This is a genomic window from Marinibacterium sp. SX1 (assembly GCF_050389775.1).
GTDB lineage: Bacteria > Pseudomonadota > Alphaproteobacteria > Rhodobacterales > Rhodobacteraceae > Marinibacterium.
On the sequence record NZ_CP177144.1, the window covers coordinates 4,103,516 to 4,121,228 of the forward strand.

General features: G+C 71.4%; 13 protein-coding genes. 6 read left to right on the plus strand and 7 right to left on the minus strand.

Features of this window, described 5'->3' with window-relative positions:
* Positions 1–51: 51 nt before the first annotated feature.
* The 7 genes from ACK3BB_RS18555 to ACK3BB_RS18585 all read right to left on the minus strand — a co-directional run bounded on the left by ACK3BB_RS18555 (position 52) and on the right by ACK3BB_RS18585 (position 6,559).
* Complete coding sequence (locus ACK3BB_RS18555; RefSeq protein WP_428926125.1) at positions 52–1,251, minus strand: hypothetical protein; 1,200 nt, start codon at positions 1,249–1,251, stop codon at positions 52–54.
* A 38-nt stretch (positions 1,252–1,289) separates the two neighbouring features.
* A complete protein-coding gene (locus tag ACK3BB_RS18560; RefSeq protein WP_428926126.1) occupies positions 1,290–2,000 on the minus strand; it encodes a hypothetical protein in 711 nt (236 codons plus the stop codon).
* Positions 1,997–2,992, minus strand: coding sequence for a VWA domain-containing protein (locus tag ACK3BB_RS18565; protein WP_428926127.1), 996 nt, complete (start codon positions 2,990–2,992; stop codon positions 1,997–1,999). The genes ACK3BB_RS18560 and ACK3BB_RS18565 overlap by 4 nt, the downstream gene beginning before the upstream one ends.
* A gap of 13 nt (positions 2,993–3,005) precedes the next feature.
* Positions 3,006–3,971: a VWA domain-containing protein gene (locus ACK3BB_RS18570; protein WP_428926128.1), complete on the minus strand. Its 966-nt coding sequence runs from the start codon at positions 3,969–3,971 to the stop codon at positions 3,006–3,008.
* 1 nt (position 3,972) lies between these two features.
* Positions 3,973–4,491, minus strand: coding sequence for a hypothetical protein (locus ACK3BB_RS18575; RefSeq protein WP_428926129.1), 519 nt, complete (start codon positions 4,489–4,491; stop codon positions 3,973–3,975).
* A gap of 82 nt (positions 4,492–4,573) precedes the next feature.
* Positions 4,574–5,458, minus strand: coding sequence for a DUF58 domain-containing protein (locus tag ACK3BB_RS18580; RefSeq protein WP_428926130.1), 885 nt, complete (start codon positions 5,456–5,458; stop codon positions 4,574–4,576).
* A 123-nt stretch (positions 5,459–5,581) separates the two neighbouring features.
* On the minus strand, positions 5,582–6,559 hold the full coding sequence (locus ACK3BB_RS18585; RefSeq protein WP_428926131.1) for an AAA family ATPase: 978 nt from the start codon (positions 6,557–6,559) through the stop codon (positions 5,582–5,584).
* A 140-nt stretch (positions 6,560–6,699) separates the two neighbouring features.
* On the opposite strand from ACK3BB_RS18585, the gene ACK3BB_RS18590 reads away from it, so the two are divergent.
* From ACK3BB_RS18590 to ACK3BB_RS18615, 6 genes are all read left to right on the plus strand, one after another.
* Positions 6,700–7,566, plus strand: coding sequence for a pyridoxal kinase (locus ACK3BB_RS18590; protein ID WP_428926132.1), 867 nt, complete (start codon positions 6,700–6,702; stop codon positions 7,564–7,566).
* Positions 7,567–7,768: 202 nt separating this feature from the next.
* Positions 7,769–8,407, plus strand: coding sequence for a Crp/Fnr family transcriptional regulator (locus ACK3BB_RS18595; RefSeq protein ID WP_428926133.1), 639 nt, complete (start codon positions 7,769–7,771; stop codon positions 8,405–8,407).
* A gap of 719 nt (positions 8,408–9,126) precedes the next feature.
* Positions 9,127–12,552, plus strand: coding sequence for a DUF2126 domain-containing protein (locus ACK3BB_RS18600; protein ID WP_428926134.1), 3,426 nt, complete (start codon positions 9,127–9,129; stop codon positions 12,550–12,552).
* Positions 12,553–12,722: 170 nt separating this feature from the next.
* Positions 12,723–15,341 carry a circularly permuted type 2 ATP-grasp protein gene (locus tag ACK3BB_RS18605; protein WP_428926135.1) on the plus strand — a complete coding sequence of 873 codons (2,619 nt, stop codon included), beginning with the start codon at positions 12,723–12,725 and terminating at the stop codon, positions 15,339–15,341.
* 11 nt (positions 15,342–15,352) lie between these two features.
* Positions 15,353–16,231: a transglutaminase family protein gene (locus tag ACK3BB_RS18610; protein WP_428926136.1), complete on the plus strand. Its 879-nt coding sequence runs from the start codon at positions 15,353–15,355 to the stop codon at positions 16,229–16,231.
* 477 nt (positions 16,232–16,708) lie between these two features.
* A complete protein-coding gene (locus tag ACK3BB_RS18615) occupies positions 16,709–17,710 on the plus strand; it encodes an AAA family ATPase (protein ID WP_428926137.1) in 1,002 nt (333 codons plus the stop codon).
* Positions 17,711–17,713 lie beyond the last annotated feature (3 nt).

A 17,713-nucleotide genomic window follows, 5' to 3' on the forward strand; every position in this document is an offset into this window, starting at 1 on the left:
CGAGCCCCGGAATTTTCGAAAATTCCGGGCCGTTTTCCGTGGGAAAACGGATCAGGCGGAGAGGCCGGCCAGTAGGTCGCGGCGAAAGGCGGCCAGGTCGGGCGCGGCGGGCGGATCGGCGAATACCGCGGTTTCGAACCGGGCCAGGGCGGCGCGGGCGCCCGGCCCCGGATGGCGGGCCAGCAACCGGCGCGCCGCGCGCCAGGCCGCCGGCGCATCGCCACGCCGGGCCGCCCGGGCCAGCGCCCTCTGGTCGGGGTCCAGCCCCAGCTGCCACAGGATCCGCGCCCGCCCGCCCGGCCGACGCCCGGCGACCAGCGCGCCAAGCCCGACACCCAACCCCAGCACCAGCGCCACCACCGCCAGCCCGGCACGCGGCCGGCCCGGCGGCTGGGGCGGCGGCAGAGCCGCCATGGCCGCGCTGCCCATGGCCACCCGCTGGGGCGAGATCGTGACCAGCCGCATCTCGCGGGCCAGCGTGTCGAAGAACCGGATTTCGACCGGCTCGACAATGGCCGACGGCGGGTCCTGGGGCATGATCGTCCAGCGCCAGAAGGCCACGGCCACCGGCCCCTGGGGCGACAGGTCGACCAGCCGTTTCTCGGGATGGGGAAAGATCACCGCCCCGGGGCTCTTCAGCTCGGGCATCGGCGGCAGAAGGTCGGGCGAGATGCCCAGGGCTTCCAGCCGGATGACGCGCAGCACGCCTTCGCCGGCGCCCAGCTGGTCGGGCGCATTCGACCAATCGTCCGACACGCGCAGCTGGCGGACGGGCAGCCACCAGCCTTCGACCTCGGGCTTGGGCGCAACGGTGATGTCGACCGGCGCCGAGCGGATGTCATGTTCGACCCATTTGTTGTGCGGCCCCAGCAGGGTCAGCCGGTGGGTGAAGGCCCCGATGGTCAGCGGCCCGGCCCGTTCGGGAAACAGGGCCATGCGCCGGCGGAAGACCTTGACCGGGTAGCCGTCGACGCGCTGGTCCGACCAGTAATCGGTGCCCAGCTGCATCCAGCTGAACCCCTCCAGCCTGGGCTGGATCAGCTCTTCGCGGATGATCGGCAGGCGGAAGGTGCCGATCAGCGTGACCAGGACCATCTCACCGACATAGGGCACCGCGGGCCCGTCCTCGATGCGCAGTTCCAGGGTCAGATCGCCCGGGCCGACGTCCTGGGCCCGGGTCGTGACGGGCCACAGCACCAGGGTCACGAGGGCGCACAGGGCCGGCAACAGGCGCGCCAGGGCGACAGCCAAGCGGGCATGCCACGCGCCTGCACAGGCGCCTGCCCGGCTCATTGACCGTCCTCCGCCGGCGGCGGGGCCAGCCCGGCGGCGATGCGGCGCTTGCGTTCCTCGGCGATCCGCGCGGCAAGGAAGGCCCCGGGCACGTCCGACAGCGTGCGCAGCCAGCGGTCGTTGGCCAGCATGAACCGGTCGTCGAACTGCTTGCGCACGCCCAGCCGCTTGCGCGAGGTCAGCTCGGCCATCGACAGCGAGGTCCCCGCGTTGGTCGCTTCGTCGCCGCTGCCCGCCGCGCGGACATTGCCCAGGCCGACCTGGGCCTCGGCTGTCGGCCCGTCGTCCTCGCGTTCGATCAGGGCAAAGGCCGCGTCCAGCGTGATGGCCGTGCCGGCATAGATCCGCGTGACCAGCTCGAAATTCGCCGCCGCCTCGCGGTCGTCGGGATCGGCGGCCACGGCCCGGTCAAAGGCCTCGAGCGCGGCGGCATAGCGACCGTCGCGGGCCAGCGCCACGCCGGCGTTGAAATCACCCCCCGGCGCAAGGGCGAAACTGCGGGCCGCGGCGGCGTGATCACCGGCCCGCGCGGCGGCGGTGGCCTGCCAGGCCGGATCGGCCAGGATCAGCCGGGCCGGCCCGGTCAGCCCCAGCGCCAGGGCCAGCCGCCCGAAGGGCGCACCGCCGCCCAGCACCAGCGCCAGCCCGAGGCAGGCCAAGGCCCCGGCCCCCAGGCCGAGCCGCAGCGCGGCGGGCCGGACGCTCATGCCGGCCTCCGGAACAGCAGCGCCAGCAGGGCCAGGGCCGGCAGCAGCAGCCAGGGCCCGAGATCGCGCAGCGAGACGAGGGCGATGTCGGTCTCGGCCAGGCGCCGGGCCTTGCCCCGGGTGATCGCATCGACCAGCGGCCCGGCCCGGTCGGCCGCAAAGGCCTCGCCGCCGCCGGCCTGCGCCAGGGCCGCAAGGCCCGGGTCTGCCCCCACAGGACCGGAACGGCCCCTGTCCGCGCCCGCAGGGGCCGCAAGGCCCTCGCCCGCCACCGGGACCGCGCCCGACACACCCACGTCACCGCCCAGATCCGCCCCGCCTGGCGCCAGCACCCACAGCCGGTGCCCGCCGGCGGCCAGCGCCCGGGCGGCGGCCTCGGCCGTGGCGTCCAGCCCGCCGCCATCGCTGAACAGCACGACATCACCGGCCACGATCCGCGCCTCGTCCAGCAATTGCCCGGCCAGGACCAGCCCCCGGCCCGGCCGGCTGCCCGGATCGGGCACGATGCTGTCGTCCAGCAGCGCAACGGTCAGGCCCAGCTGGCGGGTGTCGCTGGTCAGCGGTGCGGCGACATAGGCATCCCCGGCAAAGACAACCAGCCCCGCCGGCCGGGCTCCCAGCCGGGCCAGCACCACCCGGGCGGCCGTGCGCAGGGACGCAAGCGCATCGCCGCCGGTCACCGAGGGCGACAGGTCCATGACCAGCACCACCCCGTCAAGATTGCGGAAGCTGGGCGCGTCGCGCCGGTCGACGGCCGGGCCGGCCAGGGCCAGGGCCACCCATCCGGCGGCCACCAGCGGCACCAGCGCCACCCGGCCCTGCCGGGCCTCGGGCACCCGGCCGATCCGGGCCATGGCCGCCAGCAGCGCCGGATCGATCGCCGTGGTCCAGGCTCCCAGCGCCGCCGGCCGGCGCCACAGCCACAGGCCCAGCAGGGCGATCAGCGGCAGGGCCAGCAGCCACAGCGGGCGCAGAAAGACCAGCCCGCTCATCCGCCCCGCCCGCTCATCCGCCCCGCCCCCGCAAGGGCATCAGCACCAGGCAGACCATCCCGGCCAGGGCCGGCCAGATCCACAGCGGCCGATAGACCTCGGCCGGCACGCCGCCCCGCTCGACCGGCTCCAGCGCGTCGATGGCCCGGGCCACGGCCTGAAGATCGGCCATGTCGCGCACGCGGAAGGTCTCGCCGCCGCTCAGCTCGGCCATGGCCGCCAGGGTCGCGGCATCGACCACGCCCTGGGTGCCGGCCTCGGCCGCGGCCATGTCCAGCGGCCCAAGGGCGATGGTGTGCACCCGGATGCCCATGCCCGCGGCGAGCGCAGCCACGTCGCGCGGCCGGGCGGCGCCGGCATTGCTGGCCCCGTCCGACAACAGGATGACCACCCGCGACGGGGCGTCCGAGGCCTCCAGCCGTTTCATCGCAAGGCCCAGCCCGTCGCCGATATTGGTGGCCCGGCCGGAAATGCCGATCACGGCCTCTTCGATGGTCCGGGCGACGGCCTCGACATCATGGCTGAGGGGGGCGGCGACAAAGGCTTCGGAGCCGAAGATCACCAGCCCCACCCGGTCGCCGCCCCGGCCGCGCACAAAGGCCCCGCCGACCTGCTTGACCGCGTCCAGCCGGCTGAGCGCCCGGCCGTCCAGGGCGAAATCCTCGCGCACCATCGAACCCGACAGGTCGAGCGACAGGATCAGGTCGCGGCCCGAGACGGGCAGCGCGGCGGTGGGCACGACCTGGCGCGGGCCTGCCAGGGCCGAGACCAGCAGGGCCCAGGCCACCAGCGGCAGCAGGGCGCGCAGCCGGGCCGGACCGCCGCCCCCGCCCTGCCGGCTGCGGGCGGCAAACCAGCCAAAGGTGGCCTCGGGGGCGATCAGCGCCGGCTCGCCGCCGCGCAGGGGCGGCAGCAGGCGGCGCAGCAGCAGGGGCAAGGGCAGCAGCAAAAGGGCCAGCGGCGCGGCGAGCGAGACCATCTCAGCGATCCTCGCGCAGGGCGCGCTCGATCTCGGCCGCCGGGGGCAGGCCCCCGGGGCGGTAGAGATCGGCGCGGAACCGGGCGGCGGCCCGTGGCGCGTCACGGGCGGCCAGGTTCAGCAGGGCGGGAATGCGGATGTCATCGGGCTGGTCGGCCAGGGCGGCGATCGCGCTGTCGAGATCGGGCGCGGCGGGGCGCGGGCGGGTCAGGCGCAGGACCAGCGGGGCCAGCAGCGCGGCCAGGGCCAGCCCGACCCCCAAAGCGGCGGCCAGGTCGGCCAGGCCCTGGAACGGCACATCGGGCGGCAGGCGCAGCCCGTAGAGCCCGGCCAGCGGATCGCCTTCGTGCGGGGCGACCAGCGGCTGCGGCTCTGTCAGCAGCGCGGGTGCGGCATCGGTGGCGGTCGCGGGGGGCATAGTCGCGGGAGCATTGGCATCGGCCGCCCCAGCCGCATCGGTGGCACCGGAGGTATCGGCCGTGGGTACGGCATCGGCAGCGGGGGCATCAACCGTGGGCATGGCACCGGCATCACCGGCACCCGGGGCACCGGCCGAAGGTTCTGCACCGGCCGCAACGGGGGCATCAGACTGGGCAACGGGATCAGGGCCGGCCATGGGCCATGTCCAGGATCTGCAGCGCGCGGGCCGGCGGCAGCGCCGGGTCGATCACCGGGTCGGCCAGGGGATCGGCCAGCGGATCGGAGGGACCGGCGGGCGGCCCGTCCCCGGCCCCGGAGAACACTGCGCCCACGGCCTGGCCCGACGGGGTGGCCAGCCGGTAATGCCCCGCCGGCAGCCCGCCGCGCAGCCCGTCGTCGATGCGGATGCGGCGCAGCTCGCCCCGGTCGGCCAGCTCGGCCAGGGCCAGGTCGAGGCCCGCACCCGGCGTGTCGAACCCGCTGGCCAGGCAGATTTCGCCCCGCCGGCCGGCAATGCGCAGCACCTTCTGCAGGGCGGCATCGAGCGGCGGGTCGTCCAGCCCGTCCGCCGCCGCGCGCAGGGCCAGGTCATGGGCGCGGACCAGCGCGCCGATCACCGCCAGCATCGCCCGGGTGCGCCCCCGGGCCGGCACGGCGATATTGCCCCGGGCGGTCAGGGCCACGCCCCCCACCCGCCCGCCGGCCTCGACCGCGCGCCAGCCCAGCAGGGCCAGGGCCTCGGCCGCGGCGACCGACCGGAAGGCCCGGCGCACACCCCACAGCATCGACGGCCGGAAATCGGCGACCAGCAGCAGCGTGCGGTCGCGGTCGGCATGGTGGGTGCGCACGTGCAGCGTGCCGGTCCGGGCGGTGACATTGCGATCGACGGCCCGGGCGTCATCGCCGGGCACATAGGCCCGGATGTCGGCCACGTCCTGGCCCTGGCCCTTCTGGCGGGCGCGGAAATTGCCGGGCAGACCGCCCAGCCCCTCGGGCAGGCGCGGGGCGGCCCCGGCCAACCCGCGCAGGGCGACCAGGTCGGCGGCGCGCAGCTCGGCCCCGCTCATGCCCGGCGATCCGATGGCCCGGGGCGGCACGATCCGCCCCCAGGTGGAACGCGACCCGACGAGGAGAGCATGTCGGGCCACGTTCCGTCGCGGCCGAAGCCGCGGCCCGGGAGGAGCCGGGGATCAGAGCGCATGGGTCCGGTCGAGGATCTCGGCCACCAGGGCGCGGGCCGTGCGGCCTTCGGCCCGGGCCGACCAGCTGAGCACCAGGCGGTGGGCCAGCGCATCGCCGGCCAGCGCCTGGACATCGTCCGGCAGGGCATGGTCGCGGCCATCCAGCCAGGCCCGGGCCTTGGCCGCGGCGGCCAGGGCCAGCGAGCCGCGGGGCGAGACGGCGTAATCGACAACCTCGGCCAGCTCGGGCCCGCGCGTGGCCATGACCAGTCGCACGATGTAGTCGCGCAGGACCGGCGACAGGTGGACCTGCATCGCCTCGCTTCGGGCTTCGAGCAGCATGTCGGGACCGATGGGCGCCGGCGCATCGGCGCTGCCGCCCGGCCCGTCGCCCCGGCTTTCGGCCTCGACCAGGTCGAGGATGCGGCGTTCATCGGCCGCCCCGGGCAGGTCCAGCGCGACGTGAAAAAGGAACCGGTCGAGCTGGGCCTCCGGCAGGGGATAGGTACCTTCGTGCTCGATCGGGTTCTGGGTGGCCACGGCCAGGAAGGGATCGGGCAGCCGGTGGGTCTCCCCGCCCGAGGTCACCTGGCCTTCGGCCATGGCTTCCAGAAGGGCCGACTGGACCTTGGGCGGGGCGCGGTTGATCTCGTCGACCAGCACGACATTGTGGAAGACCGGGCCCCGGACGAATTCAAAACCGCCGGTATCGGGCCGGAAGATCGCCGTGCCGGTCAGGTCGGCGGGCATCAGGTCGGGCGTGCACTGGACCCGGGCAAAAGAGCCGCCGACGGCCCGGGCCAGCCAGTTGACCGCCCGGGTCTTGGCCAGGCCCGGCGCGCCTTCGATCAGCACGTGGCCTCCGGCCAGCGCGGCGATCATCAGGCGTTCGATCAACCTTTCGTGTCCGATCAGCCCGGCGGCCAGCCGGTCCTGCACCCCGCGCAGGCCGGCGCGGCTGCGGCTGCGGTCATCCTTCGGACTCATCTGCGTTCTCCCCCTCCCGGGATGAGGACAGGTTAAGGATTGGGCGATTGCCCCCAAATACGACTTTGGTCAGGGGCATGGATGGACGTGGGGGAAGTCGGCCGTTAGGGTCCGCAGGCAAGCGCCCGGGAGGCATCATCATGGACAGGCAGAACACGCAGGGGCCGGGCCGCGTCCTCGCCCTGTCGAGCCAGGTGGCCCTGGGCCATGTCGGGCTGTCCGCGGCGGTGCCCGTCCTGCAGGCCCTGGGCCGGGGCGTGACGGCCCTGCCGACGATCCTGCTGTCGAATCACCCGGGCTGGCCCAACGTGGCCGGCCGGCCCGTGGCCGTGGACGAATTGCAGGCGATGATCGACGCGCTCGAGGCCAATGGCTGGCTGGACGACCACGACACCCTGCTGACCGGCTACCTGCCAAGCGCCGGCCACGTGGCCCTGGCCGCCGGGCTGATCGACCGGATGCGCGGGCGGGTGCCCGGGCTGCGCGTGGTTGTCGACCCGGTGCTGGGCGATGCGCCCAAGGGGCTCTACCTGGATCGCGGCGCGGCGGCGGCCCTGCGCGACGAACTGGCGCCCCGGGCCGATGTGCTGACGCCCAACCTGTTCGAACTGGGCTGGCTGACCGGCCGGACCGGGCCGGACGGAAAGGCGGGCGAGATGATGGGCGAAACCGGCACCGAGCCCCGGGACGCGCAGGGCCAGACCCTTGCCGCGGCCCGCACATTCGGCTGCCGGGTCATCGTGACCTCGGCGCCCGCCGGGCCGGGGCGGACCGGCTGCCTGGATGTCGCCGGGACTGCCGACCCGGCCCCGCGCCTGCTGACGACGCCCCTGCAACAGGGGGTGCCCCATGGCGTGGGCGATGCCTTTTCGGCCCTGATCGCGGCGGGCTGCGAGCCGCCTGCCGCCCTGGGCCACCTGCAGGCCCTGATCATGTCCAGCCTGGGCACCGGGCACCTGCGCATCGCCGAGACCGCCCCGGCCTGGCTGCGCGCCCCTCCGGTCTGACCGGATCACAAGACCGACGGGCATGGCCAACAGGACACGTTAACCGGTACCTGGCCATTGTTCGTTCAACGAAACACATTCATACATGCGGCCCAGCACGCCATGCCGGCCAAAGCCGCCGGATCCCGGATGCAGGATGCATCGTCACGGGAAGGTTCGGGAGAACGCCGTTTTGAAAGCGAAGCCGGGGAGGAACCCTTCGATGTCACTTGACCAGCAGCAGGCCCCATCCGCGTCCAGCTGGATGCTGACCATGCCCGAGCCGCTGATCGAAAAGCTGCTGGCCAACACCCGGTTCAGGACCGTGCAGCGCGGGGAATACATCTTTCGCCAGGGCGAGCCGCCGGAAGGCATCTACCGGGTGCTGCAGGGGGTGATCTCGGTGCAGAGCCCCGAGGCCACGCCGCTGATCGGTCACCTGCTGGGCCCCGGGGCCTGGTTCGGCGAGGGCGCGGCCCTGACCCACCAGCCGCGGGTGGTGTCGACCATGGCCATTGCCGAGACCCGGCTGGCCTTCCTGCCGCTGGCCACGCTGGAAGAGATCGGCCGGCAATATCCCGAGCTGTGGCGCGGGCTGGCCTCGCTGACGGCGTCCAATGCCGAGGTGGCCGTGGGCATCGCCCGCGACCTGATGCTCACCCGGCCCGAGGACCGGGTGATCGCCGTGCTGCGCCGGCTGACGACCAGCCTGGGCCGCGAGGCGGCAATCCCGCTGTCGCAGGAACAGCTGGCCGACATGAGCGTCCTGTCGCGCGGGGCGGTGTCGCGCATCCTGTCGCGGCTGGAAGCCGCCGGCCGGGTGCGCCGGGGCTACCGCGAGTTGTGGTGGCTGGACAATTAGCTGACCCCGGCCACCTGATCGCTGCCACCTGACCCCGGCCACCGGCCCGCGGGCGGATCGATCCCGGCCCTCTGACGGGCGCCGACCCTCTGACGGGCGCCGGTCGTTTCCGGCCGTGGGGCGCCTGTCGGTTGGTTCCGGCCCCCATGCGCCCGCCCGTTGCTCCAGCCCTCTGGGATGACAAGCAACGGACCATGTTGGCGCTGACCCTGGCGCGCCGGCTGTTGGCCGAGAGATGTGCAGCCGGCCTTGTCGGGTCTCCCGACGTTTTGTGGCGTGCCGAACGACAGCAAATCAGCAAATGTCGACGGCGGGGTAGCAGCCACCCGACACGCCGGGACGGGACCGGCCATCGCGCACGGGGCCCGACCGGACGGGCCGCACCGTGCCAAACAGGATGGTCCGGCCCGACTGGCAGGGCAGCCGACCAAGCGACTGTCGCGGACCGGCGCAACCCGGCCGGACCATTGCGCTCCCAGGCGGGCCGTGAAGGAGCCGGCCACGGCCCCCGAAGCCCGATCAAGCCCCTCAGGCACAACCGAACCCGCCGCACCCTGCCGGACCGGAAGACCCGGCGGGGCGGCCGACTAACGGCTAAGCGCCGCTGCGGGTTCTCGGGCACAGGCCTGCCGCTTCGGCAATCGCAGGGTTTACAAGCGCCCCGCGCTCGCCTCTGGTGGTGGGGACCGATCTCATCGACCGAAGGACAGGGCGCTGACATGGCCATCAAGGCAAGCATCCGGCACGTCACCCATTACAAGTACGACCGCCCGGTCACGCTATCCCCCCAGATCATCCGCCTGCGCCCTGCCCCGCACAACCGCACGCGGGTCATATCGCATTCTCTGCGGGTCTCGCCGGCCGGGCATTTCGTCAACCACCAGCAGGACCCCTATGGCAACTGGCTGGCCCGCTTCGTCTTTCCCGAGCCGGTGACCGAATTCAAGATCGAGGTCGACCTGGTGGCCGACATGACGGTCTGGAACCCGTTCGACTTCTTCGTCGAGGAAAGCGCCGAGTTCTGGCCCTTTGACTATCCGATCGACATCGACACCGACCTGTCGATCTACCGCAAGCCCGAGGAAACCGGCCCGGCGCTTGAGGAATATCTCGACACGATCCCGCGCGAAAAGGCCAAGACCGTCGATTTCCTGGTCGAGCTGAACCGCAAGTTGCAAGAGCGCATCGATTACATCGTGCGCATGGAACCGGGCGTGCAGACACCCGACGAGACGCTGAGCATCGGCAAGGGCTCGTGCCGCGACACATCCTGGCTGCTGGTCCAGATCCTGCGCCACCTGGGTTTTGCCGCGCGGTTCGTCTCGGGCTACCTGATCCAGCTGAAACCCGATCTCGAGGCGCTCGACGGCCCGTCGGGCACCGATCACGATTTCACCGACCTGCATGCCTGGTGCGAGGTCTACCTGCCCGGGGCAGGCTGGATCGGGCTGGACCCGACCAGCGGCCTGCTGACCGGCGAAAGCCACATTCCCCTCGCCGCCACGCCCCATTACCGCAACGCCGCGCCGATCGTCGGCGGGTTTTCGGGGCACAAGGACACCAAGACCGATTTCGAATTCGAAATGGATGTCCGCCGGGTGGCCGAACATCCGCGCATTACCAAGCCCTTTTCCGAGGAAAGCTGGCAGGCGCTGGACGCCCTGGGCCACAAGGTCGACAAGGTCATGGCCGAACAGGACATGCGCCTGACCATGGGCGGCGAGCCGACCTTCGTGTCGATCGACGATTTCCAGAGCGCCGAGTGGAACACCGCCGCCGTCGGCCCGATGAAACGCGGGCTGGCCGACGGGCTGATCCGCCGGCTGCGCGACCGGTTCGCCCCGGGTGGCATGCTGCATTACGGCCAGGGCAAGTGGTATCCCGGCGAGACCCTGCCCCGCTGGACCTTCTCGCTCTACTGGCGGCGCGACGGCGTGCCGATCTGGAAGGACGAGGCGACCATCGCCCGCGAAGGTGCGCGCACCGGGGTGACGGCGGCCAAGGCCGGGCTGTTCCTCAAGACCTTCGCCGACCAGCTGGGCCTGGATCCGGGCTTTGTCCAGCCGGCCTTCGAGGATCCGGTGGAATGGATCCTGAAGGAAGCCGACCTGCCGCCCAACGTCACCCCCGACGATCCCAAGCTCAAGGACCCCGAGGCCCGCGCGCGCATCGCCCGGGTCTTTGCCCGGGGCCTGACCGAACCGGCGGGCTTTGTCCTGCCCGTCCAGCGCTGGCAATCCAAGGCCCGGGCCGAACGCTGGCGGTCCGAGTTGTGGCGCCCCCGGCGCGGCCACCTGTTCCTGATCCCCGGCGACAGCCCGGTGGGCTTCCGCCTGCCGCTGGGCTCGCTGCCCTATATCCCGCCCAACGCCTATCCCTATACCTATCCCACCGACCCGACGGTCGAACGGGCCGACCTGCCCGATTACCTCAGCGAGGTCGAAAAGCAGAAGGCCGACATCCTCGACACGCTGGCCCGGATCGCCCGCGAAGAGGCCGCGGCCCTGCCCGATGTCACCCCGGGCCGCGAACAGCCCAGCGAAAAGGGCCAGGACACCGGCGAACGCCAGGAATTCAACCGCCAGAAGCTGATGCCCGAGGATGGCACCGACCCGGCCGGCGGGGCCGTGCGCACGGCCATTGCCGTCGAACCGCGTGACGGGCGGCTTTGTGTCTTCATGCCCCCGGTCGAGGCGCTCGAGGATTACCTGGAAATCCTGGCCCGGGTCGAGGCCACCGCCCGGGCGCTGGACCTGCCCGTGCATGTCGAAGGCTACACCCCGCCCGGCGATCCGCGGATGAATGTCATCCGCGTGGCGCCCGATCCCGGCGTGATCGAGGTCAACATCCACCCGGCACACAGCTGGGAAGACTGCAAGGCCATCACCAACGCGGTCTACGAAGAGGCCCGCCAGTGCCGCCTGGGCGCCGACAAGTTCATGATCGACGGCCGGCACACCGGTACCGGCGGGGGCAACCACGTCGTCGTCGGCGGCGAGACCCCCAACGACAGCCCGTTCCTGCGCCGGCCCGACCTGATGCGCTCGCTGATCCTGCACTGGCTGCGCCATCCCTCGCTCAGCTACATGTTCTCGGGCACCTTCATCGGCCCGACCAGCCAGGCGCCGCGGATCGACGAGGCCCGCCACGACACGCTCTACGAGCTGGAAATCGCGCTCAGCCAGATCCCCGACCCGGGCGAAGGCCTGGCGCCCCAGCCCTGGCTGGTCGACCGGCTGCTGCGCAACATCCTGATCGACGTGACGGGCAACACCCACCGGGCCGAGATCTGCATCGACAAGATGTTCTCGCCCGACGGGCCCACCGGCCGGCTGGGCCTGGTGGAATTCCGCGGGTTCGAAATGCCGCCCGACGCCCAGATGAGCCTGGCCCAGCAGGTGCTGATCCGGGCCCTGCTGGCCCGGTTCTGGAAGGCTCCGGTCAAGGGCCGGCCGGTGCGCTGGGGCACCACGCTGCACGACCGGTTCATGCTGCCCCATTTCCTGTGGGAAGATTTCATGGACGTGCTGCGCGACCTGGGCGACCACGGCTTCGACCTGCGCCCCGACTGGTACGAGGCCCAGGCCGAGTTCCGCTTCCCCTTTGCCGGCGAGGTCGATTACGACGGCGTGCACCTGGAAATCCGCCAGGCCCTGGAACCCTGGCACGTGCTGGGCGAACGCGGGGCGATCGGGGGCACGGTGCGCTATACCGACAGTTCGGTCGAACGGATGCAGGTCAAGCTGACGGCCACCGAGCCCGACCGCTACATCGTGGCCTGCAACCAGCGCAAGGTGCCGCTGACGGCCACCGGCACCAGCGGCGTGCGGGTCGGCGGGGTGCGGTTCAAGGCCTGGCAACCGGCCGAGGCGCTGCACCCGGTGCTGCCGGTCAACGCGCCGCTGACCTTCGACATCTTCGACACCTGGACCGGCCGCGCGCTGGGAGGCTGCACCTATCACGTGGCCCATCCGGGCGGGCGCAATTACGAAACCTTCCCGGTCAACACCAACGAGGCCGACGCGCGCAGGCTTGCGCGTTTCGAAAAGTTCGGGCACACGCCGGGCAGTTATTGGCCCGCCGTGGAGCATACCCATCCGGATTTCCCGATGACACTGGACCTGCGGCGCATGCCCGGGCTGTGATCGTCGCGTCCGGACTGGTCGCAAATTGACGCATTTCGGCCCTTGCGGGGCGGGCCGCGTGTGACCAACTGGATACGGCATTCCGGCCGGGCCCCTGGCCCGCACCGGGACATCGGTGCCACCGGGGAAAGGTGCCACCGGTGAAAACCGGGAAAACGGGGACAACGGACGTGAGAAAGTGGCGGCCCGAGGGCCGCAGACGACATCCCGGCCTGATCGAAGGCTATGACGCGCCCGACGGCGTGGCGGACGAGCTGCTCAAGCCCGACGGTTCCCTGCGGCCGGTCTGGCGCCCGCTGATCAACCACCTGGCCGCCCTGCCGCCCGAGGCCCTGGCCCAGCGGTTCGCCCGTGGCGACCAGTACCTGCGCGATGCCGGGGTCTATTACCGCCAGTATTCCGACGCCGGCTCGACCGAACGGGCCTGGCCGCTCAGCCATATCCCGGTGATGATCGGGCAGGACGAATGGGCGGGCCTCGCCGAAGGCATCGCCCAGCGGGCCGACCTGCTGGAACGGGTGATCGCCGATCTCTACGGCGAGGGCCGGCTGGTGCAGACCGGGGCGATCCCGGCCGGGCTGGTGGCGCAGAACCCCGAATGGCTGCGCCCGCTGGTCGGGACCGAACCGCAATCGGATCATTTCCTGCATTTCCTGGCCTTCGAGATCGGCCGCTCGCCCGATGGAAGCTGGTTCGTCCTGGGCGACCGGACCCAGGCCCCGTCGGGCGCGGGTTTTGCCCTGGAAAACCGCATGGCCACGGCCCGGGTCTTTCCCGATTTCTACGCCCGGGCCCATATCGAACGGCTGGCCGGCTTCTTCCAGAGCTTCCGCACGGCGCTTTACGACCAGCGCCTGGATGCCGAGGGCCGCGTGGCCATCCTGACCCCGGGCCAGAACACCGACACCTATTTCGAACATGCCTATATCGCGCGTTACCTGGGCATCATGCTGCTGGAATGCGAGGATCTGAAGGTCGTCGACGGCCGGCTGATGGTGCGCACGATCAACGGGCTGGAACCGGTGTCGGTGCTGTGGCGCCGGCTGGACAGCCGCTTTGCCGATCCGCTCGAACTGGACGAGGACAGCGCGCTTGGCACGCCGGGCATGGTCAGCGCCCTGCGCGGGCGCAAGGTCACGATGATGAACTGCCTGGGCTCGGGCGTGCTGGAAGCCCGGGCGCTGATGGCCTTCCTGCCCCGGATCTGCCGCGAGCTGACCGGCGAGGAACTCAAGCTGCCCAACATCGCCACCTGGTGGTGCGGCCAGGCCAGCGAACGGCAATACGTGCGCGAGAATCTCGAACGGATGATGATCGGCCCGGCCCTGTCGACCAAGCTGCCCTTCGACATCGATGCCTCGACCGCGCTGGGGGGCAAGTTCCGCAGCGCGGCCCATGTGCCGATCGGCGACTGGCTGGAAACCGAAGGCGCCAGCCTGGTCGGCCAGGAGGCCGTGACCCTGTCGACCACCCCGGCGATGATCGACGGCCAGCTGGTGCCCCGGCCCGTCATCGTGCGGGTCTTTGCCGCGCGCACGCGGTCGGGATGGGAGGTCATGCCGGGCGGCTATGCGCGGATCGGCCGGACCGACGACCCCACGGCCCTGGCCATGCAGGACGGCGGATCGGTGGCCGATGTCTGGGTCGTGTCCGACACCGAGGTCGAGCGCCCGACCCTGGCCGACAGCGATGCCACGCCCTTTGTCCGCCGCCTGCCGGGCCGGCTGCCGGCGCGGGCGGCCGACAACCTGTTCTGGCTGGGCCGCTATGTCGAACGGGCCGATTTCGCCCTGCGCGCGCTGCGGGCTTACCACCTGCGCCGCACCGAGGCCGGGCCGGTGGCCACGCCGCTGCTGACCAAGGTCGAGCCGTTCATCCTGGGCCTGGGCCACGGGCTGGACCGGGCGATCCCCGACAGCCTGATCGATCTCTTCGAACAGGCGCGCAACTGCGCGACCAAGGTGCGCGACCGGTTTTCCACCGATGGCTGGACGGCGCTGGACGAGCTGGCCGAGACCGCCCGGGCGCTGGCCGCCGAAGAGGCCGAGGACGAGCCGCTCATGCCGCCTGCCACCGATGGCCCCGACGGGCCCGGCGCGGACGATGCAGGCAAGGCCCCGGGCGCAAACTCGGGCACCGATGCGGGCACGGATGCGGGCCAGGACACGGGCCAGGACACTGGCGCGGATACGCGCCAAGCTACGCCCCCGGATACCGACACCGATGCAAACGGAACCGATGACCGCGACCTGCGCGCATCGGACGAGATCGACGCCAGCCGCAAGCTGAGCCAGCTGCTGCGCCAGCTGGCGGGCTTTACCGGGCTGGTCCATGACAACATGTTCCGCTTTGCCGGCTGGCATTTCCTGACCATGGGCCGGGCGCTGGAACGGGCCGGGCTGATGACCGACCTGCTGGCGGAATTCTCCGATCGCGACGCGCCGCCGGGCAGCTATGACATGGCCATCGAGATCTGCGACAGCGTGATGACCCACCGCCGGCGCTATTCGGTCGATGTCACCCGCAACACGGTCGTCGACCTGCTGGCGCTCGACACCGACAACCCGCGGTCGGTGATGTTCCAGGTCAGCCGACTGAAGGAACAGCAGGCCCACATCCCCCGCCGGTCCGGCAGCACGGCCATGACCGAGGCCGCCCGGCGCATCCTCAGCCTGGAAACCCGGCTGGCCGTGGCCACGCCCGAACAGGTCTCGGCCGCGGATTTCCGCCAGATGCGTGACGAGCTGCGGGGCATTTCCGATGCGCTCGGCCAGCTCTATTTCGATTGAGGCCGCGACAGATGAGCGTGCTCTACGACATCCGCCTGACGATCCGCTACAGCTACCAGAGCCCGGCCGGGGCCAACCGCACGATCCTGCGCATGCAGCCGGTGACCACGCCGGAACAACGGCTGATCTCGGGCATGCTGTCGGTCGATCCGGCCCCCGATTTCCGAGCCGACGGCCAGGATTTCTTTGGCAATGCCCGCACCGAGGTGGCCTATGACGGCCAGCTCAGCGAATATGCCTTCCGCTTTGCCGGCCGGGTCGAGCGCAGCTTCGATCCCGGCGAGTTCGATCTGTCCTGCCCGCTGATCGCCCTGCCCCGCGAGATTGCCGAAACGGCCTCGATCGCGCCGGGCGCGCCGCATCATTTCCTGGGCGCCTCGCCGCGCATCCCGTCCAGCCCCGATATCGCGGCCTTTGCCCGCGAGCTGCTGGAACCGGGCCTGTCGAGCTACGAGATGCTGACCCGCCTCTCGGCCGCGCTGCATGGCGAGATCGCCTTTGACCCGTCGGCCACCGACGTGACCACCACCCCGGCCGAGGCCTTTGCCGCGCGCCGCGGGGTCTGCCAGGACATCAGCCACATCATGATCAGCGCCCTGCGCGCCGTGGGCATCCCGGCGGGCTATGTCTCGGGCTTCCTGCGCACCGAGCCGCCCGAGGGCGAGGAGCGGCTGGAAGGGGCCGATGCGATGCATGCCTGGGTGCGGGCCTGGTGCGGGGCCGAAATGGGCTGGGTCGAGATGGATCCGACCAACGACATGCGCGTGGGCGAGGACCACGTGACCGTGGCCATCGGGCGCGACTATGCCGATGTCGCGCCGGTCAAGGGCTCGCTGCGCACCGCCGGGGCCCATGTCACGAGCCACGCCGTGGATGTCGTGCCGGTCTGATCGGCCGGCCCCGGGCTGCGCGGCGGGTGAGTGTTCGGCTCGGTGGGCGCTATGGATGTCATGCAGAGCTGAACGCCTGGCACGGGGCGCACGGTAGAGGCAGAACCGGTCCGAAAGCATGGCCCGGGACAGGCACTGGATGGCGCGTCGGCCTGACCACCCGGCCCGAGCCACGCGCTGAACGATGTGCCGATCTCATGACCTGGCATGGGCGCGGACGGCGGATATCGTACCGACCTGAACGCCCGGCACGGGGCCTGCGGCGGGTTTCGCACCGGTCCGAAAGCCCGGCCCGGGGTACTCGGCGGATATCCTCTTGGCCGGACGACCCCGCCCAAGGCCCGCAAACCGAAACCCATTGGAATCACGGCGCTCTACCGCCCGGCCAGCCCGCCTTCCGCAAGGGAAATCCGCACTTGCCATGCCCCCCGCTTCCGCGCAGTCTCGACCCCGGGACAATTCAGGAGAGGCGGGACCATGGCACAGACACGCGAGGCCATCGAGGCGCTGCGCGGGCGCATGGGCGAGGCGATCATCGGCCAGCGCGCGGTCATCGACCGGCTGATCATCGGCCTGCTGGCCAATGGCAACCTGCTGATCGAAGGCCTGCCCGGCCTGGCCAAGACCCGGGCGATCAAGGCCATGGCACGCAATCTCGATGCCAGTTTCAGCCGCATCCAGTTCACCCCCGACCTGCTGCCCTCGGACGTGACCGGCACCGAGGTCTATGCCCAGACGCCCGAAGGCGGCCATTTCCGTTTCGATCCCGGCCCGATCTTTGCCAACATCGTGCTGGCCGACGAGATCAACCGCGCCCCGGCCAAGGTCCAGGCCGCGCTGCTGGAAGCGATGGAAGAGCGCCAGGTCACCGTGGCCGGCAAGACCCATGCGATGGAGCCGCTCTTTACCGTCATGGCCACGCAGAACCCGGTCGAACAGGAAGGCACCTATCCGCTGCCCGAGGCGCAGATGGACCGTTTCCTGATGCATGTGCAGATCACCTATCCCCCGGTCGAGGACGAGGTGGCCGTGATCCGGCTGGTGCGGAGCGAGGAAAACGCCGCCGCCGGGGTCAGCGAGACTGCCAGCGACAACAGCCCGGCAGAGCGGCCCGCGCCGATCCCGCAATCGGTGGTCTTTGACGCGCGGCGCGAGATCGGCGGCATCCATGTGTCCGACCAGATCGAACGCTACATGGCCGACCTGGTCCAGGCCACGCGCACGCCGGCCGGGTTGTCCGACGACCTGGCCTCGTGGATCGAGATCGGCGCCAGCCCGCGCGCCTCGCTGGCGCTGGACAAATGCGCCCGGGCCCATGCCTGGCTGGAAGGCCGCGACTACGTCGACCCGGTCGACGTGCGGGCGATTGCGCCCGACGTGTTCCGCCACCGCATTGCCCGGTCCTACGAGGCCCAGGGCGACGGCATCGTGACCGACGCCATCACCGACGAGATCCTGCGCCTCGTCGCCCTGCCCTGATCC

Excerpts from the sequence above, each read along its gene's own strand:
- ACK3BB_RS18595 (WP_428926133.1), top strand. The coding sequence starts at position 7,769 with ATGTCACTTGACCAGCAGCAGGCCCCATCCGCGTCCAGCTGGATGCTG.
- ACK3BB_RS18585 (WP_428926131.1), bottom strand. The coding sequence starts at position 6,559 with ATGAGTCCGAAGGATGACCGCAGCCGCAGCCGCGCCGGCCTGCGCGGG.
- ACK3BB_RS18615 (WP_428926137.1), top strand. The coding sequence starts at position 16,709 with ATGGCACAGACACGCGAGGCCATCGAGGCGCTGCGCGGGCGCATGGGC.
- ACK3BB_RS18580 (WP_428926130.1), bottom strand. The coding sequence starts at position 5,458 with ATGAGCGGGGCCGAGCTGCGCGCCGCCGACCTGGTCGCCCTGCGCGGG.
- ACK3BB_RS18610 (WP_428926136.1), top strand. The coding sequence starts at position 15,353 with ATGAGCGTGCTCTACGACATCCGCCTGACGATCCGCTACAGCTACCAG.
- ACK3BB_RS18565 (WP_428926127.1), bottom strand. The coding sequence starts at position 2,992 with ATGAGCGGGCTGGTCTTTCTGCGCCCGCTGTGGCTGCTGGCCCTGCCG.
- ACK3BB_RS18570 (WP_428926128.1), bottom strand. The coding sequence starts at position 3,971 with ATGGTCTCGCTCGCCGCGCCGCTGGCCCTTTTGCTGCTGCCCTTGCCC.
- ACK3BB_RS18600 (WP_428926134.1), top strand. The coding sequence starts at position 9,127 with ATGGCCATCAAGGCAAGCATCCGGCACGTCACCCATTACAAGTACGAC.
- ACK3BB_RS18575 (WP_428926129.1), bottom strand. The coding sequence starts at position 4,491 with ATGCCCACGGTTGATGCCCCCGCTGCCGATGCCGTACCCACGGCCGAT.
- ACK3BB_RS18560 (WP_428926126.1), bottom strand. The coding sequence starts at position 2,000 with ATGAGCGTCCGGCCCGCCGCGCTGCGGCTCGGCCTGGGGGCCGGGGCC.
- ACK3BB_RS18590 (WP_428926132.1), top strand. The coding sequence starts at position 6,700 with ATGGACAGGCAGAACACGCAGGGGCCGGGCCGCGTCCTCGCCCTGTCG.